Annotated in this window: 25 protein-coding genes; 12 read left to right on the forward strand and 13 right to left on the reverse strand. The window is 62.3% G+C overall.

All coding sequences use genetic code 11. The annotated features are described in order from the left end of the window. Position 1: 1 nt before the first annotated feature. The 5 genes from MRBLSP13_RS02470 to MRBLSP13_RS02490 form a co-directional block, all read right to left on the reverse strand. Positions 2-442 (reverse strand): nuclear transport factor 2 family protein, encoded by a 441-nt coding sequence (locus tag MRBLSP13_RS02470; protein ID WP_363736523.1) that lies wholly within the window; start codon positions 440-442, stop codon positions 2-4. Between the two features lie 88 nt (positions 443-530). Continuing rightward, the gene (locus MRBLSP13_RS02475; protein ID WP_363736524.1) at positions 531-1,721 is read right to left on the reverse strand and encodes an acyl-CoA dehydrogenase family protein; all 1,191 of its coding nucleotides are present in this window, start codon (positions 1,719-1,721) and stop codon (positions 531-533) included. 56 nt (positions 1,722-1,777) lie between these two features. Next, positions 1,778-2,869, reverse strand: coding sequence for a tartrate dehydrogenase (locus MRBLSP13_RS02480; protein WP_363736525.1), 1,092 nt, complete (start codon positions 2,867-2,869; stop codon positions 1,778-1,780). Further along, positions 2,866-4,515, reverse strand: a complete 1,650-nt coding sequence (locus tag MRBLSP13_RS02485) for an AMP-binding protein (protein WP_363736526.1) — start codon at positions 4,513-4,515, stop codon at positions 2,866-2,868. The genes MRBLSP13_RS02480 and MRBLSP13_RS02485 overlap by 4 nt, the downstream gene beginning before the upstream one ends. Then, entirely contained in the window at positions 4,512-5,297 is a 786-nt protein-coding gene (locus tag MRBLSP13_RS02490) for an SDR family NAD(P)-dependent oxidoreductase (protein ID WP_363736527.1), read from the reverse strand. The genes MRBLSP13_RS02485 and MRBLSP13_RS02490 overlap by 4 nt, the downstream gene beginning before the upstream one ends. Before the next feature lie 582 nt (positions 5,298-5,879). On the opposite strand from MRBLSP13_RS02490, the gene MRBLSP13_RS02495 reads away from it, so the two are divergent. After that, on the forward strand, positions 5,880-6,956 hold the full coding sequence (locus tag MRBLSP13_RS02495) for a helix-turn-helix transcriptional regulator (protein ID WP_363736528.1): 1,077 nt from the start codon (positions 5,880-5,882) through the stop codon (positions 6,954-6,956). Positions 6,957-7,000: 44 nt separating this feature from the next. Here the strand turns inward: MRBLSP13_RS02495 and MRBLSP13_RS02500 are convergent, their stop codons facing one another. The 3 genes from MRBLSP13_RS02500 to MRBLSP13_RS02510 form a co-directional block, all read right to left on the reverse strand. After that, a complete protein-coding gene (locus MRBLSP13_RS02500; protein ID WP_363736894.1) occupies positions 7,001-7,282 on the reverse strand; it encodes an SDR family oxidoreductase in 282 nt (93 codons plus the stop codon). A 91-nt stretch (positions 7,283-7,373) separates the two neighbouring features. After that, a complete protein-coding gene (locus MRBLSP13_RS02505; RefSeq protein WP_363736530.1) occupies positions 7,374-8,537 on the reverse strand; it encodes a sulfotransferase family protein in 1,164 nt (387 codons plus the stop codon). A gap of 37 nt (positions 8,538-8,574) precedes the next feature. Further along, the gene (locus MRBLSP13_RS02510; protein ID WP_363736532.1) at positions 8,575-9,771 is read right to left on the reverse strand and encodes a DUF1214 domain-containing protein; all 1,197 of its coding nucleotides are present in this window, start codon (positions 9,769-9,771) and stop codon (positions 8,575-8,577) included. Positions 9,772-9,868: 97 nt separating this feature from the next. Between MRBLSP13_RS02510 and MRBLSP13_RS02515 the strand changes: the two genes are divergently transcribed. The 4 genes from MRBLSP13_RS02515 (at position 9,869) to MRBLSP13_RS02530 (ending at position 13,964) form a co-directional block, all read left to right on the forward strand. Next, on the forward strand, positions 9,869-10,966 hold the full coding sequence (locus tag MRBLSP13_RS02515) for a helix-turn-helix transcriptional regulator (protein WP_363736533.1): 1,098 nt from the start codon (positions 9,869-9,871) through the stop codon (positions 10,964-10,966). A 96-nt stretch (positions 10,967-11,062) separates the two neighbouring features. Next, the gene (locus MRBLSP13_RS02520) at positions 11,063-11,905 is read left to right on the forward strand and encodes an alpha/beta fold hydrolase (protein WP_363736534.1); all 843 of its coding nucleotides are present in this window, start codon (positions 11,063-11,065) and stop codon (positions 11,903-11,905) included. A 69-nt stretch (positions 11,906-11,974) separates the two neighbouring features. Then, positions 11,975-12,787: a metal-dependent hydrolase gene (locus MRBLSP13_RS02525; RefSeq protein WP_363736536.1), complete on the forward strand. Its 813-nt coding sequence runs from the start codon at positions 11,975-11,977 to the stop codon at positions 12,785-12,787. Then, entirely contained in the window at positions 12,780-13,964 is a 1,185-nt protein-coding gene (locus MRBLSP13_RS02530; protein WP_363736537.1) for an epoxide hydrolase family protein, read from the forward strand. The genes MRBLSP13_RS02525 and MRBLSP13_RS02530 overlap by 8 nt, the downstream gene beginning before the upstream one ends. A 58-nt stretch (positions 13,965-14,022) precedes the next feature. On the opposite strand, the gene MRBLSP13_RS02535 is transcribed toward MRBLSP13_RS02530, so the two are convergent. Both MRBLSP13_RS02535 and MRBLSP13_RS02540 read right to left on the reverse strand, forming a co-directional pair. Next, a complete protein-coding gene (locus MRBLSP13_RS02535) occupies positions 14,023-14,925 on the reverse strand; it encodes an NADP-dependent oxidoreductase (RefSeq protein ID WP_363752466.1) in 903 nt (300 codons plus the stop codon). Between the two features lie 37 nt (positions 14,926-14,962). Beyond that, a complete protein-coding gene (locus MRBLSP13_RS02540; RefSeq protein ID WP_363752469.1) occupies positions 14,963-16,063 on the reverse strand; it encodes a Gfo/Idh/MocA family oxidoreductase in 1,101 nt (366 codons plus the stop codon). 284 nt (positions 16,064-16,347) lie between these two features. Between MRBLSP13_RS02540 and MRBLSP13_RS02545 the strand changes: the two genes are divergently transcribed. Genes MRBLSP13_RS02545 through MRBLSP13_RS02560 form a run of 4 tightly spaced genes read left to right on the forward strand, consistent with a single transcriptional unit; the run spans position 16,348 to position 20,747 of the window. Next, a complete protein-coding gene (locus MRBLSP13_RS02545; RefSeq protein WP_363752472.1) occupies positions 16,348-17,841 on the forward strand; it encodes an FAD-linked oxidase C-terminal domain-containing protein in 1,494 nt (497 codons plus the stop codon). Between the two features lie 10 nt (positions 17,842-17,851). After that, positions 17,852-19,012: an FAD-binding protein gene (locus MRBLSP13_RS02550; RefSeq protein ID WP_363752475.1), complete on the forward strand. Its 1,161-nt coding sequence runs from the start codon at positions 17,852-17,854 to the stop codon at positions 19,010-19,012. Beyond that, positions 19,013-20,350, forward strand: a complete 1,338-nt coding sequence (glcF, locus tag MRBLSP13_RS02555) for a glycolate oxidase subunit GlcF (protein ID WP_363752478.1) — start codon at positions 19,013-19,015, stop codon at positions 20,348-20,350. Then, positions 20,319-20,747 (forward strand): GlcG/HbpS family heme-binding protein, encoded by a 429-nt coding sequence (locus MRBLSP13_RS02560; protein ID WP_363736548.1) that lies wholly within the window; start codon positions 20,319-20,321, stop codon positions 20,745-20,747. Before glcF ends, MRBLSP13_RS02560 begins: the two co-directional genes overlap by 32 nt. Positions 20,748-20,768: 21 nt before the next feature. Here MRBLSP13_RS02560 and copD read toward each other — a convergent pair whose 3' ends face one another. Both copD and copC read right to left on the reverse strand, forming a co-directional pair. Next, positions 20,769-21,632, reverse strand: coding sequence for a copper homeostasis membrane protein CopD (gene copD, locus MRBLSP13_RS02565; protein WP_363752481.1), 864 nt, complete (start codon positions 21,630-21,632; stop codon positions 20,769-20,771). Positions 21,633-21,638: 6 nt separating this feature from the next. Next, positions 21,639-22,013, reverse strand: coding sequence for a copper homeostasis periplasmic binding protein CopC (gene copC / locus MRBLSP13_RS02570; RefSeq protein WP_363736552.1), 375 nt, complete (start codon positions 22,011-22,013; stop codon positions 21,639-21,641). 287 nt (positions 22,014-22,300) lie between these two features. Between copC and MRBLSP13_RS02575 the strand changes: the two genes are divergently transcribed. Then, a complete protein-coding gene (locus MRBLSP13_RS02575) occupies positions 22,301-23,017 on the forward strand; it encodes a copper resistance protein B (protein ID WP_363752484.1) in 717 nt (238 codons plus the stop codon). A 55-nt stretch (positions 23,018-23,072) separates the two neighbouring features. Here the strand turns inward: MRBLSP13_RS02575 and MRBLSP13_RS02580 are convergent, their stop codons facing one another. Further along, positions 23,073-23,567, reverse strand: coding sequence for an Lrp/AsnC family transcriptional regulator (locus MRBLSP13_RS02580; protein ID WP_363752487.1), 495 nt, complete (start codon positions 23,565-23,567; stop codon positions 23,073-23,075). 82 nt (positions 23,568-23,649) lie between these two features. Between MRBLSP13_RS02580 and MRBLSP13_RS02585 the strand changes: the two genes are divergently transcribed. Next, complete coding sequence (locus MRBLSP13_RS02585) at positions 23,650-24,432, forward strand: aspartate aminotransferase family protein (RefSeq protein ID WP_363736555.1); 783 nt, start codon at positions 23,650-23,652, stop codon at positions 24,430-24,432. Positions 24,433-24,703: 271 nt separating this feature from the next. Further along, a complete protein-coding gene (locus MRBLSP13_RS02590; protein ID WP_363752490.1) occupies positions 24,704-25,891 on the forward strand; it encodes a DUF1624 domain-containing protein in 1,188 nt (395 codons plus the stop codon). Positions 25,892-25,975 lie beyond the last annotated feature (84 nt).

Genomic DNA, 25,975 nt, shown 5'->3' on the forward strand with positions numbered 1-25,975 from the left:
ATCACTCCCCAGCCGTGGTGGCCATTTCCGTTTGCCGATACCCCTTACGGCCGAAATCCGGATCCGCCCCCAGCTGCCGGTTCCAGTCCGCAAGATCGAAATAATCCCGCCAATGCACGATGAGATTGCCGTCGTTCACCGTGAAGGCGCCCATCACGCGACATTCTGTCCTGCGTCCGTCATTGAGGATGAATATGTCGGACCGTTCGGTCAGCACCGTGCCATCGGCCGCTTCCACAATATGATGGATTTCCCATGGCGCCTCCCGATACATGGCCATGAAGGCCTGATTGGCTGCCCGTATGTCGTCCTTGCCGACGATCAGGTCCATCGGCACATTCTCGAATATCGCATCATCGGCAAATTGCGCCATCATGAAGTCGATGTCGCGGCGCGCCCATGCTTCGACGAGATTGAGTACCGCTCTGGTCTTGCCACTCATCTTCCTCTCCTTCATCACAGCCGAAGCGCGTGCGAAAACAGGGTCCGACCGGGGACGTTGCGGTCCGCCGAATCCCGGACCCTGCCGCTCAGAGCATCATGTCGAACGGTTCGCCGCCCATCAGCTTGTCGCCATAGGTGCGTCCGTAGATGCGGTACTGGGCTGCGGCATGCTGACGCCCGGTCAGCATGTTGCGATAGATGCGGCCCATGTTGGATGTGTCGTACACGCCGCCGCCGCCCGCGACCGTCAGCATGCCTTCGGCCAGCTTGACACAGCGGTCGGCAACGCTCGCGCTCTGGAACCGCATCATGTGCCGCATGTCCAGCGGCGGCATCTCGTCGCGCTCCGCATAGTCTTGCATGATCTCGAAATTGGCGAACATCACCTTTTTCATCTCGTCTATGCCCGCTTCGGCCGATGCCACCGCCAACTGCGCGTCGGGATCCTTGGCGGTCTTGCTGCCCATGAATACCTTGTCCTTGGCATAGGCCTTGAACAGGTCGAGGAAGTGTTGCAGCGCGCCAATCTGGCCGTTGGTGATCCCCCGCATGAACACGAGCATGAAGGGCATGCGATAGAGGGGGTTGTCATTCCACTGCCGGCCCGGACTGGTCCCGTTGAAGCCGTCGATGAATTTATGTGTCCGATATTCGGGGATGAAGGCCTTTTCCACCACGATGTCGTGGCTGCCCGTCGCGGCCAGGCCGGTTGTGCGCCAGGTGTCGACGATCTTGGCATCCGCCCTGGGCAGCAGGAAGGCGCGATAGTCGGTCGGATCGCCATTGACGAAACCGCCCAGGAAGGTCCAGTCGCAATGCTCGCTGCCGCTGGAATAGGACCAGCGACCGGAAAATTCGAAGCCACCCTCGACAGGCGTCGCCGTGCCGCCCGGCATATAGGGCGAGGCGACCAGCACCGAGCTGTCGTTGCCCCAGACGTCCTGCGCCGCGCGGTCATCCATCAGGCCGATGTGCAGGCTGTGCAGGCCGATCACGCCATAGATCCAGGCCACGGACATGTCGCCCTCGCCCAGTGCGATCTGCACCTCGGCAAAGGCGCGCTGGCCAAGCTCATAGCCGCCCCAGCGGCGCGGCTGAAGGACGCGGAACAATCCGGCCTCGTTCATTCGCCGGACCGTGTCCGGATTCACCGTCCGGTTCGCCTCATCCTCCGCGGCACGCTCCCGCAGCAGCGGGATCAAGGCGTGCGTCCGATCGACAAGCTGCTCGACCGACGGGATGGTTTCGTTCTTGGTATCAGCGTGGACAGCCGACATGGATCACTCCCAAATACTGTTTCCTGATGACCTACGCCCCGGACTGCCGCCCACCATCATCCGTTCGGACGTTTGCAATCACCCGCGAGCAAAGAAAGCCTTGCCTCCACCGCAGCGCCCAGGTCCTGCGTCGATGCCAGGCCGCCAAGGTCCGGCGTCAGCGCGTCCCCGGCCAGCAGGGCGTCGCCAATGGCTTGCAGGATGGTGGCGCCCGCCGCCTGCTGCCCCAGATGGTCCAGCATCATCGCCCCGGCCCAGATCTGCCCGATCGGATTGGCGATGTTGCGCCCGGCGATGTCCGGTGCAGAACCATGAACCGGCTCGAACATGGAGGGATGAAGACCTTCCGGATTGAGATTGGCGGAAGGCGCGACGGCGATCGTGCCGGTACAGCCGGGCCCAAGGTCGGACAATATGTCCCCGAACAGGTTGGACCCGACAACGACGTCGAACTGTTCAGGCTTCATCACGAAGCGCGCCGCCATGATGTCGATATGATGGCTGTCCGTCCGCACGTCGGGATATTTCGCCGCAATCGCGGCAAAGCGCTCGTCCCAGAAGGGCATCGAATAGAACAGCCCGTTCGACTTGGTCGCCGAGGACACATGGCGGCGATCCAGCCGACGCGCGAGGTCGAAGGCGTAGCGCAGGATGCGATCGGTGCCGCGCCGGGTGAACAGGGCGGTCTGGATGACGGACTCGTTTTCCCCGCTCCCGCTCCTGCCGCCCAGGCGCGAATATTCGCCCTCGGTATTTTCCCGGACGACCCAGAAATCGACGTCTCCGGGCTGCTTGCCCTTCAGCGGGCAATCGATGCCGGGCAGCAATCGCACCGGCCGCAAATTCACATATTGGTCGAATTCGCGCCTGATCGGGATCAGCAGGCCCCATAGGGAAATATGGTCGGGAACACCCGGATAACCGACCGCGCCAAGGTAGATGGCATCATGTTGCGACAGGCGGTCGATGCCGTCGTCGGGCATCATCGCGCCCGTCGCGTGCCAGGTTTCGCAACTCCAGTCAAAATGATGCCAGTCGAAGGAAAAGCCGAAGATATCGGCGGCGCGGTCCAGCACCCGAATGCCTTCGGGCATCACTTCCTTGCCTATGCCGTCTCCTGGAATGACCGCGATGGAGTACCGCTTCACGCGGCGCCTCCCGCCATGTCGGCCAATATCTCGTCCCTCAGCACATGCTTCAGGACCTTGCCCGTCGCATTGCGGGGCAGATCGTTGCGAAAGACGACATGTTCAGGAAATTTGAGCTTGGCAATGCCGAAATCCGCCAGGAAGGCAGCAAAGTCGGCGCATGTCGGCCTTGCGGAACTTGCCGGCAGAACGACCGCGCAGGCCATCTCTCCCGTCTTCTCGCTCGGAATCCCTACGACCGACACTTCCGCGACATCGGGATGGAGCGTCAGAAGATCCTCGATTTCCTTGGGGCTGATATTCTCGCCGTTGCGGATGATGATATCCTTCTGCCGGCCGGTAATGACGACATAGTCTTCGTCCACGATGCGACCCAGGTCGCCCATGCGGAAATAGCCCGCATCGTCGAACGCTGCGGCCTCATCCTCGATATTATGATAGCCGACCAGCATCTGCGGCCCCTTGGCGAGCAGTTCACCCACGCCTTCCGCGTCGGCGGCGGGGATGATCACCGTGGCCGCGCCGATCTTTCCATCGGTTTCAGCCGCATGGTCGGTGTCGCCCGCATCGATCGACCCCAATGTGATGGTGGGCACCTCGGTCGAACCATAAACGCGGGTGGCGATGCAGTTATCGAACCATGACGTGGCCTCGCGGATCAGCGACGGCGGCACCGAAGCGCCACCGCAGATGAAGATACGCAGGCTGGGAAGACAGGCGCCGGAAACCCGGCAGGCGTCCAGCAAATGCTGCAGGAAAGGCGTGGCGCCCGCCATGTGCGTGCATTGCTCCTGCTCGATGAGCCTTGCGGCGGTCGCGCCGTCCCACATGTCCATCAGCACCGCGCTGGTGCGGTACAGAAGCGGCATCTCGAAGGCATAGAGCGATCCGCCGATATGGCTGACCGGAGACGCGACCAGATAGCGCGCATCCTCCCCCCGGTTCCAGAAACGGTGAAGCTGGACGATATCCGCATTGATCGTGTTATGCGTGTGCAGCACACCCTTTGGACGACCGGTGGTGCCCGACGTGTACAGGATCATCCGCACGGCGCCCGGATCGACCGGATCGAACGTCGCCTCGGGACTGCCCTCCGCGACCAGTTGCTCATATCCCACGCCGTCACCCGGATCGCCGCGCAGGACCACGACAAGGGGCGGACTTTCCATCTGCGCGCCCACTTCCGCCATCATGGTCCGATAATCGACGCGACGAAACTCGGCGGGAATGAAGATCGCGCTGCTCTTGCAGTCGGAAAGCATGAACAGCAGTTCGGCGTTGCGGAAATTGGTGACCAGCGGGTGGCTGACGGCGCCGATCAATGCCGTGGCGAGATAGACGACGCAGGCCTCATGCCAGTTGGGCAGCATGAAGGAGACCACATCGCCCCGCCCGATGCCGCGCCGCCGCATGGCGTCCGCCAGGCGGCGTGCCGATTGATAGAGGTCGCCCGCCGTCAACCGGATCTCTCCATCGATCAGCAGCACCCGTTCGGGCTCCTGCGCGGCAAGCCGGGCCGCCGCTTCGCCGATGGTCGTGTCGAGCCACCAGCCGCCCGCGCGCGCCTGCGCTTCGCGGTCGGGGTCGTGCCTGATCGACCAGCCATCCACGACGCGACGGGTGATGCCGGATTGCGCTGGCGTCATTTCGCGACCCTTTCGGCGAGACGCGCTTCCTCGCTCAGGAATTTGGTGGTGGTCCAGCCGCCGTCCACGGCCAGGATCTGACCGTTGATGAAGCCCGCCTGATCCGACAGCAGGAACCAGATCGCGTTGGCGATGTCCTCTGCCGTGCAGGTCCGGTTCATCGGCGTCATCTCGAAATTCATCCGCCGGAAGACTTCATTCTCCCAATTATAGGCTGTCATCGGCGTTTCGGTGACGCCCGGCGCGACGACGTTGCTGCGAATGCCCTCAAAGCCATATTGCGCCGCCATGTGCAGGGTCAGGCCATTGATGCCGGCCTTCGCCGCCGAATAGGCGCCGCCGCGCAGACCACCGAGGATCGAAAAGGTCGAGGACACGTTCACGATGGCGGAACCCGGCTTCATCACGGCGATCGCCTCCCGACAGTAACGGAAGGGCGCGCGCAGCAGCACGTCCAGGAAATCGTCCAGTATCTCGTCCGTGGTTTCATGCACGGGCGATGGCTTGCCCTTGCCTGCATTGTTGACGAGATAGTCGAGACGACCGAACCGCTCGATCGCCATGGCCACTGAGGCCGCCGGTGCCTCTGCCGCCGTGATGTCGGCGACATGCAGGGCGACGGAGTCGCTCCCCAGTTCGTCCTCGACCTGCTGAAGCGACTCGCGCGTGCGGCCCACGGCGACGATGCGGACGTCGTTGGCGACGAGCGTACGCGCCGTCGCCAGGCCTATTCCCGTTCCCGCTCCCGTCAATATGGCGACTTTCCGGTCCTGAACGCTCATTGGCCGTCTCCATGGAGAAAGCAGGAAAGGTGCACGTTGGAGTCGTCCTTTTGCCCGATCATGTACAAATATCCCCAAGGATCAGAATTCAGTTCGCAAGCCGACCGTTCATATCGGCCGAACGTGCCGCGTCGCGGCTGCCAGAGGCATAGACGCCGCACGGATATGCGCCTCGTCCAACTGAACTAGGCCGCACGCGGCCAGCCGTGCGGCAACGGCGTTAAATGACCATATTTGTAAATATATGGATATAAAGCCGAGATTGGTGCTGCGCGGTTCGGGAACAAAAAATGCTGCCATGCAGCAAGGACATTCCGACATAATGGCCGTTTTCAGCGGGATATCGAGAATATTGGGATAAGGAGAACCGTGGCGCAGGACCCTACAAAAGGACGCCAAGCCATATTGACATAATTCTCCATTCATGTGCATTTAAATGCATGGCAAGATTCGGTGGGCCTGCCGAGGGCAACGCCGGTAAGCACGATAGGAGAGGCACGCATGGCGGTAGCCCAATTGAAATTTCCTGCTTCCCAAAGCAGCATTTCCTACGACGCCCTTATCTCAGCAATATATCGCAGCGTGGACGACGACGATGCCTGGCCTGAGGCGCTCGACATCCTTCGGGGCTATCTGGGGGCCAATGTGGCCTGCCTGCGCATCGCGCAGCAATCCAAGACCCATCGGCAATATCTTTTCGCCTCAGGACCTCATGCGACCGAAGACTCCATTCGCGAGTGGGAACAGATAAATTCCCGGGAACTGCTACCGCAGGATCTCAAGCCAGGCGAAACCACCGTCATCGACTGGCGCCTTGTCAGCAATGCCGTTCAATGCTCCAAATTGTTGCAGCGATATGATATCGCGGTGACAGCGACCGTATGCGTCGATGTAATCGATGATGCCCAATATACGCTCAATTGCAGCAGGGGTTTTGAAGATTCGGAATTCCGGTCCGCAGACCTGGACAGTTTCCGGCAGATTGCGGAGCATTTCCGTCGCGCCATGGCGCTTCGCCGCCAGAATATGCAAAGCAAGGTCGTCAGCCAGTTCCAGACAGAGGCGCTGGACAGCCTGGGCATTGCGGCCATTCTCATCAACCGCGCGGGCAGCCATGTCCTGCTGAATCAGACGGCTCAGGATGCGCTGGATGAAGGCGTCGGTCTGGAACTGACGGCGCGCGGGCTGCGGGCCGTGGACCGCACCGACGATGGCGCCTTCCAGCAGGCGCTCCGGGCGGCTTTGTGCGAGAAGGAGCCGGCCGGTTCGCGGGCGATGCTGATCAACAGCGGGGATGACGACCGTCGCCTGCATCTCGTCGTCAGTTCACGGCGGCACAGTTCCATGATTTCCGGCGAGACGGAGACATCCGCCTTGATCTTCCTGCGGGTCAAGGAAATAGTCGGCGAAGCGGACAAGAAATTGCTGCAGCAGCTTTTCTCCTTCACCGCGACGGAGGCCAATCTCGCGGTCGGGCTGGCCAAGGGTCTGTGCCTGAAGGACGTCGAATCCCAACTCAATATCCGTCACAACACGGCGCGTGCGCATCTGCGTTCGATGTTCGCCAAGGCGGACGTGTCGCGACAGGCGCAACTGGTGTCGCTGCTGGCCAACAGCCTGGTCCCGCTGGGGCGCATGAGTTCGACACCGCTGCAATAGGAGATCACCCTGTCCGTTCCCGGACAGCCTGGAGCGCACTGCGTTTAATCCAACGCAGCGCGCTCCATCTTATTTGATGCCTGATGCTCGGCCTGATAGCTGTCATATTGCGTTCCGGGCGGCGCTGTCACGGTAAGGCATGATGCCCTATAGCCGCCCTCGACCGGCAATATCTGACCCGTCACATAGCTTGATTCATCGGAACAGAGCCAGACGGTCGCTGCCGCGATCTCATCCATCGTTCCGAACCTCTGCATCGGATGCGCCACATCGTCTTCGCGGCTGACGGTGGCCGTGCAGGCAATGGCCTGCCCCCTGCCCCGCAGATCGTGTCAACGACCTCCTCGATCTTTCCGGCGGTGCGGCTCACCACCACCACTCTGTTTCCAAGTTCCGCAAATATGTCCGTAAATGGTCTCAGCGTTCGAGCGGCACTGAGAAAGCCCGCAAATAGTCCCCGGTCATCCGGTCTATGTCGTCGAGCGTCAGGCCGGCGCTTTCCAGGGTGTAGGCGTGATGGCTGCGGCCCGCCCTGATGCGCCTGTCTTCCTCCAGCCAATGCCGCATCACCTGCCGTCGGCCGTCGTCGGTCGCGATGCCGAAATGGCGGTAGATGCTATCGACGGTCGCCATGGGGTCGGCCTGCAGGTCCACGAACTGGATATCGATGAACCGATCGGCCATGCCAGGGCGCTTGCGGAAGGCCAGCGCATCAACCCAGGTTCCATCATAATCCTGGATCACCGCGGCCGAGCCGGGAGGTTGATCGCCATGCTTCGAATGCAGGATGGAGGTCAGGCTGCCCATGGAAGGATAGATTTTCGCCGTATCGCGGTGGCAATGCACGAACAGCGCGTCGGGAAAGACATCGATGATCTCCTGCAGGAAGCGCACGTGGATCGGCGTCTTGAGGATCCACCGGCGACGCGGCTCGCCATATTGCAGATATTGGAGCAGGGCGCGCTGTTCCCGATAAAGCGGCGCGAAATCCCGGGAGAAGACATGGCGCTCGAAATTCGGAATATGTGCGCGCGCTGCATAGTTGACCGATTGCAGAAACATTTCCCACATGAACGGACATTCTTCCGCCCGATCGGCATCGCTGGGGTGCACGCCCTGCCAGTCATCATCCATCAGCCCGTTGAACTGCGCGCTTTCCCGCGCCCGTTGCAGTCGCAACGCCCGATGCATGGGATCGGGATTCTTCGGCCCGGGCGACAGCATTTCGAACATGCGCGGCGCACGGTTGTCAGGATCAGAACCCAGCAGATTGTGCAGGAATGTCGTCCCTGACCGGGGAAGACCGAGGATGAAGACTGGGCTGTCGATCGGCTCGTCCCCAACCCCCTTCAATCTTTTGCGGTCGTCCAGGTAGACGAGCCGCGAGCACAGATTTTCATGTATTTGCCGATAGATGCGACGAGCACCCAATTCATGGAGACGGGCCGTCGAATTCAGGTCATCAACCAATATGGTCAGTGGCTCCAGCAGGTTTCCCGTAAATGGCGCATCCCAGTCCGATCGTCCGGTTTCCAGTTCTGCGCCATGCATCAGCGCGCGCGCATCCGCTATCCTGTTCAAATTCCGTCTCCTTCCTTGCGCCTGCCGCGGATCGGCTTCAAAGCCCGTAAAGCCGCTTGACGCCGCTCCTGCGCGCTTCGATCGTTGCTTCCCGCTCCGCCGGCGAGATCCTTCGGCCATCGGGATGCAAATGGTCGTGCAGGTCAGCCAGGGCGACTTTCGTCACCGTCGACCGCGGCACGAAATCGGCATGGACCCAGCGCCATGCGGCGATGCCGCGCCTGTTGCCGGCGCTGTCCAGCCAATTGGGAACGCTCGGATCGGACAGGGAAAGGACGAAGCGCGCCTTGCCGTCCGGATCGACATCCGCCTGCATCATGTTGAGCGACGACTGGTGATTCATGTAATCGAGCGTGTGCTGGCAAAGATCCGCGAGCTGGATCGCCCAGAAACGGGCCCTGCGCGGAATCTCGACCTCAATGACCAATGCTTCCCCGTCGTCGATGTCAAAGACCATGAAATGGTAGCCGGCATGCTGGATACCGCCCAGATTCTGTTCGCGCCCCTCCCAGAACTGGTTAAAGCCGACGTCATCGACAATATCTTGCGTCCGCTGGACCCAGTGCCTGGCGGAAGCAATGACGAAATTGCGCGCCTTGCCGATACGCCGGTAAAGATCGGCTTCGTCTATGAAGCCGATATCCTTCGGATCCCGGTCGATCGTTTCTATGGTCACTTCGCAGGGCTGGTCGCGGGTCCAGTCGCAAATGGCATCGCGCACCACGATCATGTAATTGTGGCGGTTCGCATCCAGCGGAATCCAGTTGCCGTCATGATGCTCGGCCGACAGGATGATCTCGAAGCGGCCATCATCCGCTATTTCGAAATCATCAAGATCCCAGGCGCCGGCCTGCACATAGTCGGGATCACCCCAGAATTCCGACATCAGGTGAAACTCGTTCCAGGGGGAACTGCCGCGGCGGCCCGTGATCCTGTAGCTGCGCGCGCCGTCGACAAATGCATGACGATAGTGAAAGTCGGGGCAGCACAGTCCCCAGCTATAGGCAACCGGATGATGAAAGGGATGCCTGTCGAAAAAGGGAAAGTTGTGTCGGGGCGAGATGGCGATGTTGAAGGCCACATGGGCTGACGACGTCACCTGCATCAACGCCCTGCTTCGTTCCTGCCGATCGCGAACCCAGGGGGAGTTCATCCAGATATCCCTGGCCATGTTCTGCCCGGCAAGATAATCGGCCCAGATCTGGTCATGACCCTGTTCCAGTTCCGCAGCCATGCGACTCTCCTCATTTGCTGTTTGCGCGGAAGATAGGCATGGCTTGGCGGTACCGAACCTACCAAATGGGACTCTCGCAGTGCTGGACGTGACGCAAATGAGCGAGCTGCTCATCGCTCTGCATGGGGGACCGTTCGAAACGCCTCCATGGGATCGGTTTCTGCATCGGCTGAGGGATGTCTGCCATGCCAATTATGCCGGTATTCTGTTCCGACCGATGGACCGGCCGCCCAACAGCCCCCTGGAACTGTTCGCCGGTCCAGCCGCCCTGCCCGATATCCCCCGCATGTATGAGGAGGGATTCTACAGGCTAGACCCCTATCTCAACGGCAATCTGGAGGAAGGGGAAGTCTACGGACTGGACCGATTGATCGACAACGGAAATCCCGGTCACAGGCGTTATGTCGACGAACTGCTCATCCCGCGGGGCTTGCGCCATATGTTGGGCGTGCGTGTCCGTGAACCGAGCGGCATTGGCGCGTGGCTCTATCTTGGCCGGGACGAATTGCCATTTTCCCCCGACCATTCGGTCATTCTGAAGCAGGTGGCCGCGCATTTCCGCATTTCGCTCCAGACGTATGTGACGATGGAAAATCAGCGCGTGCATGCGGCGATTTCCGACAATGCCATCAGCCGTCTGAATTTCGGCTGGATCAGCCTGGACGCCACCGGCACCATTGTGGAGGCAAGCCATCAGGCGCGTCATATGCTGCGTCGCAACGGACCGCTCACTGTCTCTCCTTCGGGGAGACTGACGGCTTCGGGCAGGGATCTCAACATGCGCCTCTCCACTGCAGTGAGCGACATCGCGCAGCGCCGCGCAACCCAGCCGCGGGCGCTCAGCATCAGCAACGATCCATGGCTCTCCCTCCTGCTCGTCCCCATCGCCAATCCCATCGCATCGACGGGACGAACCGCCGTGATGACCGCATTCCTGCAGGACGATGAAAATTCCATGGTCGACCGGCATGAACAGATCGCGGAACTGTTCGGCCTGCTCCCCAGCGAAGCGCGCCTTGCCGTCGCAATCTGTCGCGGCGCATCCATTGCGGAGGCCGCCGCGCAGATGGGCATTTCGGAAGCGACCGCTCGCAACTATTCCAAGCGGATCTATGCCAAGATGGGTGCCCGGGGGCAGGCGGACGTGGTCCGGTTCGTGCTGACCAGCGTTCTCGCCCTTGCGATGAGCCAATAGCGGGCGAATAAATTTCCGATCTAGTCCCCTCCGCCGTGGCGGGTCGGAACGCTCTGGTCCACCCCTCGCGAATCAGTTCGCGAAAGGAGAAGCAGAATGCCGGAAACCCAGATGACGATACCCTTTGGCGAAGGCCAGATCGCCTATCATGACATGGGTGACGGCGCGCCTCTGCTGATGTTGCACGGGTCGGGGCCCGGCGTGACGGGGTGGCGCAATTTTTCCGGCAACGCTCCGATCTTCGCAGAGCGGTTCCGGTGCATCGTTCCCGACCTTCCCGGATATGGCGAGAGTTCCGGCATCGCCGGCGATCCCTTTGCCGGCACCATCGATGCGGTCATCCACCTGATGGACAGCCTGAAGATCGAACGCACGAGCCTGGTCGGCAACTCCTTCGGCGGATTGATCTCGGCGCGGCTGGCGGCCGCCCATCCCGATCGCGTCACGCGGCTGGTGACGATCGGCGGCGTGGGCGTGCCGATCTTCAACCCTTTCCCCTATGAAGGGGTCGAACGGCTCGCGGAATTCGTGGCCAACCCGACGCGGGAGCAGATCATTCTCTGGCTCCGCTCGATGGTGTTCGACCAGTCGATCCTGACCGAGGAGCTGATCGATGCGCGATTCAGTACCGCAACGCAGCCCCAGGCGCTGGAAACCAACCGGAAAATCTACTCCCGCGCCGGCCTTGCCGCCATCGCGCAGGCGATGGCCGGACCCGACGCCGTCCAGAGCTTCGCCTACCTCCCCAAGATCCAGGCGCCCACCTTGCTGACATGGGGTCGTGACGACCGGGTCACGCCATTGGACGGAGCGCTGCTTCCCCTTCGCCTCATTCCCAATGCGGAACTGCACATTTTCCCCAAATGCGGCCACTGGGCGATGATCGAGCAGAAAGCCGCGTTCGAAAGCGCGGTCATGGCGTTCCTGACCCGCGAATAGTCCGGACGGCCGGGGGCGGTTGCCGGAAAACTGCTATGTTGGAAGGATGGAGCCGGAGGTTTGTTCGTCATGCGCGTTCGCAAGCCAGATGTGGATTTTTCCCAAACCTCCGCGCGATGGGCGCCCCATGGCGAATTCGCGCAGCAGATGAACGCCTCGTCGCTCTGGATTCCCCATCTCGAGCGTTTTCTGAACCGCGTCATGTCCCAGGCGAATGCGAAGCTCGACGCTTCCAAGCCCGGGCATGCGCGGCTCAAGGCGGACATTCGCACCTTCATCCGCCAGGAAGGCAATCACACTGCGCTCCATGCCGCGTTCAACGCGATATTGCCGCGCGGGGGATATGATATCGCCCATTTCGAACGCCATTTCGAAGCGGAGTTCAAACGGCTGCTGGCTACGAAGTCCTTCAAATTCCTGTGCGCCTATTGCGAAGGCTTCGAGACGCTCGGCCCGCCCATGGCTCTCGTCTGGCTCGATGAGATAGAGGATTTGATCGGCAATGCGGATCAGAATGTCGTGACATTGTGGAAGTGGCACCTGATGGAGGAATATGAGCATCGTACCGTCTGCCACGACGTCGCGCGCATGTTCGGCGTCGGCTATTTCCAGCGTATCCATGGCTTCTTCTTCCAGCTGAAGCACCTGCAGGGCATGTCGAGGATGGTGAAGGACTATCTCTTCACCCAGGATTCACTCGCCATGACGCCCGAGCAGATCGCCGAAATGCATAAACGATCCAAAGCCGTTGGCCGAAAGGTGATGAAACTGGCACTGCCCCGCATTCTCAAGGCGTTGCTGCCTTTCCACGATCCACGCAAGGACCCTGAGCCAAGGGCCTATCGTTCCTACATGGCAAAGATCGAGACTGCCCTTGTCTGATGCTTTTGAAGGGCAGGCTGAAACTGCCGCCGAACTCTGCCTGAAGGCGGGCCGTCCGTTCCGGATCGCCGTCGCCGACGACGTGCTGGCCGATCTTGCGGACCGGCTGGCACGGACCCGCTTGCCACGCGTCGAAACCGGCGCTGGCTGGCGGCACGGGATGCCGCTGGAAGCGGCGGCAAAGCTGCTGGACCATTGGCGCAAGGGTTTCGACTGGCGGGCGCACGAGCAACGCCTCAACCGCTTTGCCCAGCGCATGGTCAACGTCGACGGGCAGGACATTCATGTCGTGGTGGAGCCGGGTTCCGGCCCCGACCCGCTGCCATTGGTGCTGCTCAATGGCTGGCCCAGTTCCTTCGTCGAATTTGACGGGGTGATCGACCGGCTGGCGCATCCGGAACGACATGGCGGGGCGGTTGAGGACGCCTTTACCGTCATCATACCGTCCATGCCGGGCTATGGCTTTTCCCCGCCGCCCGCCAGCCCGATATCGGCCGCACAGATCAGCGCGCTGTGGGACAAGCTGTGCGGCCAGCTACAACTGGATCATTATGTCATTTTCGGGTCCGATTGGGGCAGTCTGGCGGGACGGCATCTCGCGGAGCTTGCGCCCGAAGGGTTGCGGGCGCTCCTGTTCTCGACGTCAGGCGGATTTATCGCGCCCGATCCTGCTGGCCCCGGCCCTAGCCCGGAGGAAGCCCAGTGGCTCGAGCGCGCTTTGGCGCCCGATCCCGAATATGCCTATCAGGCGATCCAGGGCCATAAAGCCGATGCGATGGCGATGGCGATGAGCGACTCGCCGATGGGCCTGGCAAGCTGGATCATCGACAAGTTCAGGTCCTGGAGCACGCCCGCCGCCGATGGTGGCCCGCCTTTCCCGATCGATGATCTGCTCGTGAACATCATGATATACTGGATCAACGGGCCGTCGGCGCCGATGTGGCTTTATGGGTTCCTGCATGAAAGCGTCATCCCGCCGGGAACGCGGATCAGCGTTCCGGCGGGTTTCATGCTGTTTGCCGACGACCTGATTCCGCCCGTCCCGCGCAGCATGCTTGAGCGTGTCTATGATGTGCGTCACTATGCGGTTCATCCCCATGGCGGGCACTTTCCGGCACAGGATGCGGCGGATCTGTTCGTTGCAGAACTGACCGGCTTCTTCAGGGCATTCAGATAGGCCGAACCGGCTCACCGGCCGGCGTCCCCGCACGAGGGCCGCCGGCTCGGTTCAAGGATCAGGGCATCAGGATCACCCTGCCGCGCACGCCGCCGTCCTCGACAAGGCGGTGCGCTTCCGCTGCGTGAGCGAGAGCCAATGTCCGTGAAACGGGCATCTTCATTTCCCCCGTGGCGATCGCATTGACGATCCGGGCGAGCCGCTCCCCATCGCCATGATAGCCGAAGATCTTCGGCTCAGCAGGCAATCCTTCGCCTTCGATCGGCGTCGTGGCCACGGTGATGATCTTGCCACCGGGCTTGAGGTTGCGGCAAAGGCGGCCGACTGCGGCTCCGCCCACTGTGTCCGCAACATGATCGAAGCGCAGATCGTCAGGCAGCGGATCGTCAAAACCAACCACCTCCTCAAAGCCCAACGCCCTTGCCTCATCGGCATAGGCGTCACGGACAGCAACGATGACCCGGCATCCCAGCCCCTTGGCCGCCCAGGCGGCGAAGCGGCCCACGCCGCCGGTCGCGCCGGTGACCAGCACAGTCTGGCCACCGAGCGGGGCCACCCCCTCCTCCACCATCTCGACTCCCGTCAAAGCAGGGCAAGGCAGGGCAGCGGCCTGCGCGTCGTCGACATTGTCCGGAATGACCGCGCAATGCGCCGCGTCGGCGACGGCATATTCGGCATAGGCGCCATTGACGGTCGCGAACACGCGGTCCCCGACGCGCAGCGCCGTCACGCCATCCCCCACGGCCGACACGGTGCCCGCCACGTCATAGCCGGGCACATGCGGCAGGGGCAGCGGATAATAGCGCAGGCTGAAGCCGTTGCGCCACTTATAGTCGGCCGGGTTCACCCCGATCGCCGTCACCCGTATCTGGACCTGCCCGGCCGCCGCCTTGGGTGGGTCGAGCTCGACGAGCTTGAGCACTTCCGGCGGACCATGCTCTTCAAATTGTACAGCCTTCACGTCACTCTCCTTAAAACAGTGGAAATTCCATCGCTGGTCAGGCCAGCTCGATCCAGCGCCCTTCCTTGCGCGATCGCTCGACCGCGTCGATGACCCTGACATGCGCCAGCCCGTCGTCGAACGTGGCTATAGCAGGGTTCCTGTAAGCGGGGTCCGCAATCCAGGATTTGAATGCCGACGTCAGGCCGACCATCTCCACGAAGCCGTAATCGCTGCTGTGGGTCTGCACATAGGGCGTATCCTCCATGGTCGGAAGCGCTTCCTGCGGCGCGCTCACCTCCGGGCCTCCGCCGCGAAGCTCCTGCAGCAGATCGTCCGGCGCCGCCACCTGCTGCACGCCGTCCGCACTGCTCATCGCCACATCATAGGTCCAGCCGATCGACACGCCGGCGTCGGCGCCGGTGATGCGCGTCGTCGCGAACGGATCCCACGTCCTGCACGTCCCGGTCATCGCGCCCTGGACGCCATTGTCCAGAAGGAAGGCGAAGGCATAGCTGTCATCGGACGTCATGCCCCGGTCCGATCCGGGATGCACCGTACCCGCGACCGCCGCGAATTCGCCGACCATATAACGGATCAGGTCGATGCCATGCGCATTGTAATTGCGCAGCCAGCCGCCCCCGCCCTCATGCGTCATCCACCAGTCCGGCAGTTCCAGCGAGCGGGGCGCGCAGAGCGTATGATCGAACTGCGCGACGACGTGGATGGGGGCGCCCAGCGCGCCATCCTTTACCAGCCGCCGCGCCAGGGCATTTTGCCGGAACCAGCGGAATTCATGGCTGATCATGTTGGCGACCCCGGCCTCCGAGGCGGCGTCCCGCATTTCTTGCGCATGGCCGATATCAAGCGCGAACGCCTTTTCGCAAATGACATGCTTGCCCGCCGCCAGGGCGCGCATCGTGAAATCATGGTGGGTCTGGGGCGGCGTCGCGATCACGACGGCATCGACGTCGCTGTCGAGCGCAGCCTCATAGGAGGTCAGCGCATGGGGGATGCCGAAATGGGACGCGCGATACGCCGTCTTCTCCGCATCCCTTCCGACGAGCGTGGTCACGGTGAAGCCGGCAGCGCGCAGAGCGCGAATGTGCAAGGTGCAGCCGATGTTGGTGCCGACAACGGCAACTTTCAGGTCTTTCATGGACTTTTCTCTCCCGATGCGATTGCCGGTCAGCGAAATAGGCTGGAGGCCATGGGGCATGGGCGGACCCGATACCCTCGCCGAACCCGGCGCGGCATCGCTCGATGGCCCCGGTCTGAGAGGGAGAGACCATATCCCGGCGTCATGGAACCCGGCATTTCGATGATAGCACCTTCCTTGGTTGCCAAAGCATCCTGTGGCACAGCTTCACACGGCGGCATCGTCCATTTGCATGTCGAAACAGCAATGGCGCATCCTCTAACGCTCGATTAGAAGGATTTGCGATGTCGCTCAAAATGCCCGCCCCGGACCAACATGTGATCGCCAGACGGGCGGAGATCGCGGCGGCACTTCGCGCGATCGTCCCCGGCGAGGGCGTGATCGAAGACCCGGACGGGTTGCGCCCCTATGAATCGGACGGGCTGACCGCCTATCGCCAGCCGCCCCTGCTAGTCGTCCTTCCCGAAACGACGCAGCAGGTGTCCCGGATACTCGCCTGGTGCCATGCCGAGGGGGTGAAGGTGGTGCCGCGCGGATCGGGCACGTCGCTCTCGGGTGGCGCGCTACCGCTGGCCGACGCCGTCCTGCTTGGCCTTGGCAAGTTCAAGCGCGTAATCGACATCGACTATGAGGACCGCATCGCCATCGTGCAGCCGGGCGTGACCAATCTCGCCATCACCCAGGCCGTGGAGGATCGCGGCTTTTATTACGCGCCCGACCCCTCCAGCCAGATCGCCTGCTCGATCGGCGGCAATGTCGCGGAAAATTCGGGTGGCGTGCACTGCCTGAAATATGGGCTGACCACCAACAACGTCCTGGGCGTCGAACTGGTGCTGATGGATGGCGAGATCGTCCAGCTGGGCGGCCGGCAACTGGATCCGGCGGGCCTTGATCTGCTGGGCGTCGTTGTGGGGTCCGAGGGCCTTCTGGGTGTCGTTACCGAAGTGACGGTGCGGATCCTTCCCAAGCCCCAGACCGCGCGCGCGCTTCTGATCGGCTTTTCGACTGTCGAAGGCGCGGGACAGTGCGTGGCCGACGTGATTGCCGAGGGCATTATTCCCGCCGGGATGGAGATGATGGACAAGCCCGCCATCCACGCCGCCGAAGCCTTCGTGCAGGTCGGATATCCGCTCGACGTCGAAGCCTTGCTGATCGTCGAACTGGACGGCCCGGCCGCCGAATGCGACCATCTGATCGGCGAGGTGGAACGCATCGCCAATGAAAATGGCGCGGTATCGTGCCGGATTTCGCAGGACGAAGGCGAGCGCATGGCCTTCTGGGCCGGACGCAAGGCGGCCTTTCCCGCCGTGGGTCGTCTCGCGCCCGATTATTATTGCATGGACGGAACCATTCCGCGCCGTCGGTTGCCGGAAGTGTTGCAACGCATGCGGCAGCTGTCGGACCATTATGGACTGGACGTCGCCAATGTATTCCACGCCGGCGACGGCAATCTGCACCCGCTCATCCTCTACGACGCCAACAAGGAGGGAGAGCTGGACCGGGCCGAAGCGTTCGGCAACGACATATTGCGGCTGTGCGTGGAGGTGGGCGGCGTGCTGACCGGCGAACATGGCGTGGGCGTCGAAAAGCGCGATCTGATGCCGGAAATGTATTCGGAAATCGACCTCGCCCACCAGCAACGGGTCAAATGCGCCTTCGATCCTGATCTGCTGCTCAACCCTGGCAAGGTATTTCCGACATTGCATCGCTGCGCGGAACTCGGCCGCATGCATGTGCATCATGGCCAGCTTCCTTTCCCCGACCTGCCGCGCTTCTGATAGGGTTTCGATGAGCAACAACCTCATGCCTCGGTCCGAGGCCGATCTGTGCGACGCGATTGCCCAGGCAATAGGCGACGGGGAAAGGCTGGCGATCACCGGCGGCGCGACCAAGTCCGACATTGGCCGGCATATCGAAAATGCCCGCTGCCTGGACATGCGCGGTTTTTCCGGCATCGTGGACTATGATCCCGCGGAGCTGGTCCTTACCGTCGGGGCGGGCACTCCGCTCGCCGAGGTGGAGGCGCTGGTCGCCAGCCGCGAACAGAAACTGCCCTTCGCTCCTTTCGATTACGGGCCAGTCTTTGGCCGGCCCGCAGGCGCCAGCACCATCGGGGGCGTCGTCGCCGCCGGCATTGCGGGATCGCAACGCGTGTCCCAGGGCAGCGCCCGCGACCATCTGCTTGGCTTCCGCGCAGTTTCCGGCCGGGGAGAAACATTCATCGCCGGGGCGAAGGTGGTCAAGAATGTGACCGGCTACGACCTTTCCAAGCTGGTCAGTGGCAGTTGGGGGCGTCTTGTCGCCTTGACCGAAGTGACGCTGAAAGTGTTGCCGCGGCCCCGCCTTTCCGTGACGAAAGCCATGGAAGGCCTCGCCGACGCCGATGCCATACGCCTGATGTCACGCGCGCTCGGCTCGCAGGCCGATGTCTCGGCCGCGGCGCATATTCCGGGGCAGGTCCAGGGCGGCGCGTCGCTCACCTTGTTGAAGGTCGAGGGATTCGGGCCTTCCGTGACGGCACGGTGCGCCATGCTGGACGCGCTCTTTTCCGACGTCGGGGATCTGCGGCAGCTGGAGGGCGATGTCGCGGATCATCTCTGGTCCGAACTCAGGACACTGAGGCCGCTGGCGGGCGATGCTCCCCTTTGGCGGATCAACGTGGCGCCACGCGAAGGAGCAGCCATCGTCGCGGCGATCGAGCCGCTGGGCGCGAAATGGATGCTGGACTGGGGCGGCGGCCTGATCTGGGCAGCCGTGGATGGCGATCCGGCCATCATCCGCGATGCGGCGGCGCGCGTGGGCGGCCATGCCATGCTGGTGCGCGGCTCAACGGATTTGCGCGATCGGATCGCCGCCTTCCATCCCGCCGCGCCAGCCGTCGCGGCGCTTGAAACGCGGGTGCGCCGCGCTTTCGATCCCAATGGCGTGTTCGAAACAGGGCGGTTCTAGATGCAGACCAATTTTTCCGAAGCGGCGCTGGCCGACCCGGCAATGCAGGCATCCGAAGCGGTCATCCGCAAATGCGTGCATTGCGGCTTCTGCACCGCCACCTGTCCGACCTACGTCCTGCTGGGCGACGAACTGGATAGTCCGCGCGGACGCATCTACCTGATGAAGGACATGCTGGAGAAGCAGGCGCAACCGACGCAGGAAATCGTCAAGCATATCGACCGCTGCCTCTCCTGCCTTTCCTGCATGACCACCTGCCCGTCGGGCGTGAATTACATGCATCTGGTGGATCATGCCCGCGCCTACATCCATGATCGGTACAGGCGACCGTTTCAGGATCGGTTGTTCCGCGCGCTGCTCGCGTGGACATTGCCCCATCCTGCACGGTTCCGTCTTGCCCTGCGGCTGGCGAGGCTGGCACGGCCTGTCGCGCCCCTGTTCGACAAATGGCCGGCCCTGCGCCCGCTCGCCGCGATGCTGAAACTGGCGCCCGCCCGGATTGCCGCGAAAATTCCCGATCCGCAGCGTCTCTCTGCCACCCGGCGGGGCCGCGTTGCGCTGTTGCAGGGATGCGCGGAACCCGTGCTTCGACCCGAATTTCGCGCCGCCGCCATCCGTGTGCTGGATCGCGCCGGCTTCGACATCGCTGTTCCAGAGGGTGAGGGCTGCTGCGGCGCGCTCGTCCACCATATGGGGCGGGAAGAGGCAAGCCTGTCCGCCGCCAGGCGCAATGTCGATGCCTGGATGCGCGAAATGGACGGCGCTGGTCTCGACGCGATCCTCATCACGGCTTCGGGATGCGGCACGACGATCAAGGATTATGGCTTCATGCTGCGGAACGACCCCGTCTATGCCGAAAAGGCGCAGCGCGTGTCGGCCATTGCCAAGGATATTTCCGAATTCCTGGCCACGGTGGACATGCCGGCAGCAAACGGACATGGCCTCGTCGTCGCCTATCACGCCGCCTGTTCCCTTCAACATGGCCAGAAGGTGACGGAAGCACCCAAGCAGCTTCTAACCCGTGCGGGCTTTACCGTCCGCAGTCCGGCCGAAGCGCATCTATGCTGCGGATCGGCGGGCACCTATAATATCCTTCAGCCCGACATCGCCGGCCAACTCGGCCAGCGGAAGGCCGCCAATCTCGACCGGCTCGAGGCGGACGTCATCGCGACCGGCAATATCGGTTGCGCCATGCAGATCGGCCAACGGGCGGCGACCCCCATCGCGCACACGATAGAACTTCTCGATTGGGCAAGCGGAGGGCCGGCCCCTTCGTCCCTCAAACATCTGGAAAAAGGATATTCCCATGACCCGCATCACGCTCGACCAGGCCAATAGGATCATCGCGGCCGCCTTCGCCCATGCCGCAGAAGCCAAATACAAGCCGCTTGCCGCAGTCGTCGTCGACGCCGGGGGCCATGTCATAGCCTATCAGCGGCAGGACGGAGCCTCGACAGGGCGCTTCCAGATCGCGCTCGGCAAGGTCAGCGGTGCGCTGATGCTGGGTCTTTCATCCCGCAAGATCGCGGACATGGCGGCGGAACGTCCGACCTTCATCGCCTCGCTGGGTCCGATCGCAGCGGGCGGCCTGATTCCCGCGGCCGGCGGCGTCATCGTCGTCGACGCGGATAACCAGCCGATCGGCGGCGTCGGCATTTCCGGTGATCTTTCCGACAATGATGAAAAGGCCGTCCTCGCAGGCATCATGGCCGCAGGTCTCTCGCCACAGGCCTAGGCACGGAAAGGCGATCGCGCTTCACCCCAGAGGGTCGAGCGTTCCAAGCCAGGCCACCAGGCCGATGATGGCGAGGGCGGCGATCGTCTCGACCGTCAGGGACAGTCGCAGATGCCTTGTCGCCTGCTGCGGTGTTCCGCGTTCCAGCGCTGGCGTCAACCGCCAGCGGTTGAGCGCCGCCAGGGCCAGCATCAGGCCAAACAGCGTCAGTTTCATGCCCAGCAGCAAGCCGTACCGGCTGCTCCTCAGTGCAGGCAGATCGGACAACCCCACGATCATGGCGGCGTTGACCGCGCCGCTGATCACCAGGGTGACGACCAGCAGCGTACCCATGACGGAAAAATGCGCCAGTATCCTGGCGACGCGTCGCGCTTCCGTGCGGGTGGGATTCACCGTCAGCAGGGCGTGAAGCAATACCGCCAGCGCGGCGATCCAGCCTGCCGCGGCCCAGATGTGCGCGACATCCGCCACGCGATGGATCGTGCCCGCCAGCCCTTCGGTTGCGCCCGCATGACCCGTCCAGGCCAGCGTCGCAGCGGCAATGGCAGCCGGCAGGAGTGTCGGGCGGATCGAGCCGATGCCGGCAAGCAGGAGCGCCAGCAGCAGTGCGGCGGCCCGGACCGCCAGCACGGGGCCGATGGGCGTCATTGTCAGCAATATCCGTGCCGTCGCCCAATCCGGCGACGTGATCGGTGCGCCCGTCATCGATGCCGCGCTGGCCATCAACCAGAGCACGGACAGCGCCGCCCCGGCGATGGCGAGAATGATCAGCGTCGCGCTTCGGCCCGCCATGCCCATGACCCACCAGAAGAGCGGCAGGCCCATGAGCAGGGCAAGGTCGAGCATCAGCGCAAAGCGCGCGGCGATGAGCGCCCCCTCGGTCATGGCAGCTTATTTGACCGTGAAGCTGTAGCCGCCTTCCATCTTGTGCTGGTCGGCGCCGACGATATGCCATTTGAGATTATAGGTGCCGGCGGGCAGAGCGCGGGGCAAGGCGAGAGTCATTGTCTTGCCCTCGACGCTGGTCTTGAAGCCCTTGATCGGCATCGGCGCATGATTGGCCATGCCCGGCATCCCCGTCATGGTCAGTTCAGCGCCGCTCATCGGCGCCAGGAAGGTCTCCGAAAAGGTGAGGGTCAGCTTGTTGATCTTCGTCACGGTCGCATCGGCGGCCGGGCTGGACGAGACCAGCTTACTGTGCGCGGCGGCAACGCCGGGCAACGCCATCGCAAAGGCAGCGGCGAAGGTCAGGAATGCGCGGGTCATGGCTTTGTCTCCATCGGGGTGATGACGGCAATTACGCACCAGCCCAGATTATCCCTTACTCTGCGCGCATATTTTTTCCCATGCGGGCCGATCGACATGCGGGAACGCCCGTCCCTCGTCGGCGCCCGCTTCGGCCGCCAGCTAATAATGAAAATCAGTTCGGCATAAGCTGCTGCGCGTACGCTGCAATTTGTCATCAACCGTTCGGGTCGATGGACGCTTTGCGTCAACGCGGCGGGCACGGCCGCTTACTCTCCCCCAATCAAACGGAAAATGGACCAGGGTAGATGCTGCGTTTCGCCTGCATGGGCTTGTCATTGTCATGCGCAGCGCTGACGGCATGCCCGGCTGCGGCCCAGGATGGAGATGCCGCCGGCACATGGGCGCTGAGCGGCGGCTTCGACCTGCTCGAACTGCGCGGGACCAAGGGAGATGACCTGTTCTTCTGGGACGGCACCTTTTCCTATGGCAATACCAGGGACCAGTTCATGCTGGTGACCAATGGCGGGGGCGCGCTGCGCGGGCAGATCGACGAGGTGCAGATGCGGCTCTTCTACGGTCGCAGCCTTGGCAATACGACGATGTTGCTAGGCGTGCGCAAGGATTTCAGGCCCCATCCGCGCGACACCCATGCGGCGATCGGCGCGCAGGGCACGGTCGGCACCCGCCTCAACTGGGAGGGCTATGCCTTTCTGTCCGACGACGGCGATCTGACCGGGGAAACGCAGATCATCTATCAATTGCCGCTTTCCCGCCACTTCTATCTGGAGCCACGGATCGCGATCGGCTGGTCGGCGCAGGCAATAGGCAAGGAGTCGGTAAAGCCGGGTCTTACCGAAGGGGAAGGGTCATTGCGCTTGCGCTATCGCCTGACGCAGAAGGCAACCTTCTACACCGCGATCGTTCACGAACGCCTGCTCGGGAGCACGCGCTGCCTGGCTCGCTCCGGGGGAGAGAGCGTCGGCTCCACAATGGCGGTGATCGGTTTCGGCTTCAACCTCTGACCCGACAACTTAGGGGCGCACCCAAAACTGCGGCGCGAAAGACATGAGGTAAACGTCACTCCTGCCGATGACGAAAAAGGCTGTCGATGGGATAGACGTCGCGCATGATCGGCGAATCAAGCACGATATAGCTGAAATATTTTTCGATCCCCGTATCACTTTCCAGCAGGGACTCAAAGATCTGTTGATAATGGACGACGCTGCGCGCGACGACCTTCAGGAAATAATCATAGCCGCCGCTGACATGATGACATTCGACGATTTCGACTATCTCCCGCGCTCGCGCGAGGAAACGGTCGAAGTCGGCAATCCGGTGGTCCGCAAGCGTCACTTCCGTGAACACCGTCAGATAATCGCCGAGCTTTTCCAGCGCGACGCGCGCGCCGTAGGATCTGATGTAGCCCGCATCTTCAAGGCGCTTGAGACGGCTGAGGCAAGGACTGGCCGACAAGCCGATCGCGTCGGCCAGGCCCACATTGGTGACGCGGCCATGGTCCTGGAGATAGGATAATATCTTGAAATCAAGCCGGTCAAGCTTTTCCACTTTCATCCCCCTGGGACAGCGTGCATCGCGCCATGCTATAAGCTTTGCCGCAGCATAATCTGTCGGGAAGCATCATCGAAACACCGGATTGATATTCTCATCGCCCACCCAAAGGAGGAATTATTCCGCCGACCGCTTCACCCGCGACGTGGAAAGGGCGATCGCCGACATGAAGCGCCACGGCATCCGCCCCGCCATGCTGATCGTCGATTCCATCTTCACCAGCGACGGCATCCTGCCGGAGGAGCCAGGCTTCCTGAAAGGCGCGGCGGAGGCGATCCGCAGGGCCGGCGGCATCTTCGTCGCTGATGAGGTGCAGCCAGGCTTCGGACGCACCGGCAGCCATATGTGGGGCTTCCAACGCCACGGCATCGATCCCGACATCATCACATTGGGCAAGCCGATGGGCAATGGGCAACCGATCGCCGGACTTCTCACCCGACATGATGTGGTGGAGGAATTTGGCAAGAAGTCTCGTTATTTCAATACATTTGCTGGCAACGCCGTGTCGTGCGCGGCCGCCGCGGCAGTGCTGATGGTCATCAGGCGCGACCGGATCATGGACAATGCGCGGGATGTCGGCGCCTATCTGCTGAGCAAGGTCGACGCGCTGCGGGCGCGTCACGATTGTCTGGGCAATGTGCGCGGGGCCGGCCTGTTCGTCGCGGCCGACATTGTCACCGACCGGGAAACCCAGGCCAGCGATCGCGACCGCACCACCAGGGTCGTGAATGCGATGCGGGACAATGGCGTGCTCATCAGCGCATGCGGCGCAGATCATAACATCCTGAAGATCCGGCCACCGTTGATCTTCAGCCGCGAGAATGTCGACCTGTTCGTCGACGTGCTCGACAAGGCGCTGGAAGCCTGATCTGATCGGCACGGTCGGCGCTTTCCCTGCATGACGACTTTGGCGGGCGGCTGGATACAAGACTCCGCCGCCCTGCTTGCATGGCACAGGCCGGGTCCCTGCGGTTCCACCGCGAGTCCCGGGGCGGCAGATTCTTCCACAGCGGCGACAAGATGTAGCATCAAGCGCCGCAACAGGCGCAAACTCAATGTCCTTCACTTGGCTGTCGCGTCATGATGATGCCGTGGAGATCGAACCCGCGGGAAGGAAGTGGACGATGGGAAGTATATCAATGGCGCTACCAACCGCCGGCAGTGCCGCTTCAGGAAACGCGAAGGCTTCCGCGCGAATCCGCCTGGAAAATATCGACGCGCTGCGCGGTTTCGTGATGGTACTGATGCTGCTGGACCATCTGCGCGAAACCTGGTTCGCCCATTATGCGGTAACCGATCCCATCGACGCGCGCACGATCTTGCCGGCGATCGGCTTCGCACGCTTCGCCGTCAGTTTCTGCGCGCCGATATTCGTCGCTCTTACCGGCCTGGGCGTCTATCTGTTCAGCATCAATCATACGGTTCAGGAGACGACCTCCTATCTGGTGAAGCGCGGCCTGCTGCTGATGGCGATCGAAGTCTTCTATCTGAGCGAACTCTATTGGGGCATCGTTCCGCAACCCACATTCTGGCTACAGGTCATCTGGTGCATCGGCCTGTGCATGATCATCCTCGCCGCGCTGATGCGGCTGCCCCGGCCGGCGCTGATCGCCCTGGGACTGGCGCTCGTCTGCTTCCACAACCTGCTCGATCCGATCCGCCTGACGCAGGATGATGCATTGTTCCCGCTATGGGCCATGCTGCATCAGCGGGACACCTTTGCCCTGCCGTTCGGCTTCGTCGCCAAGACGACCTATCCGATCCTGCCCTGGATCGGCGTCATTTCCCTCGGCTTCGGCATCGGCCCCTGGTTCCGCCCGGAAGTTTCGCAAGAAACCCGGCAGCGACGCCTTCTCACCCTGGGATTTGGCCTGATCGCCGGCTTCATTGCCCTCCGCCTGCTCAATGTCTATGGCGACAAGCCCTGGTCCGTCGTCGATGGCGATCCGGTCCGCACGATCATCGCCTTCATCTCGCTGACCAAATATCCGCCCTCACTGCTCTTTCTCATGCCGACGCTCGGCGGGGGGGCATTGTTGCTCGTGCTGTTCGAACGGATCAGGACGTCAGGCCTGGTCACCGCCCTGGCCGTATTTGGCGGCGCACCGATGTTCTTCTACATCCTGCACCTTACCGTATTGCGCATTCTCTATCACAGCGCGCTCGGCATATGGGGACCGAACAGCGGCGCCTTCTACGCCTTCAACAACTATAATTGGGTGTTGGTCTGGTATGTCGCGATGATCGTACCGCTGTACCTGCCCACGATATGGTATGCTCGCCTGAAACGTCGCCGTCGCGATATCAGCTGGCTCAAATATTTCTGAGGCCGATGCTGTCGGGCGATCCACATGTCGCATCGCCCGACCCGGTCGTGAGGAACACGGAAACTGCTGCCCCGACATATCAAC

It is taken from the genome of Sphingobium sp. LSP13-1-1.1 (assembly GCF_040676415.1).
Lineage (GTDB): Bacteria > Pseudomonadota > Alphaproteobacteria > Sphingomonadales > Sphingomonadaceae > Sphingobium.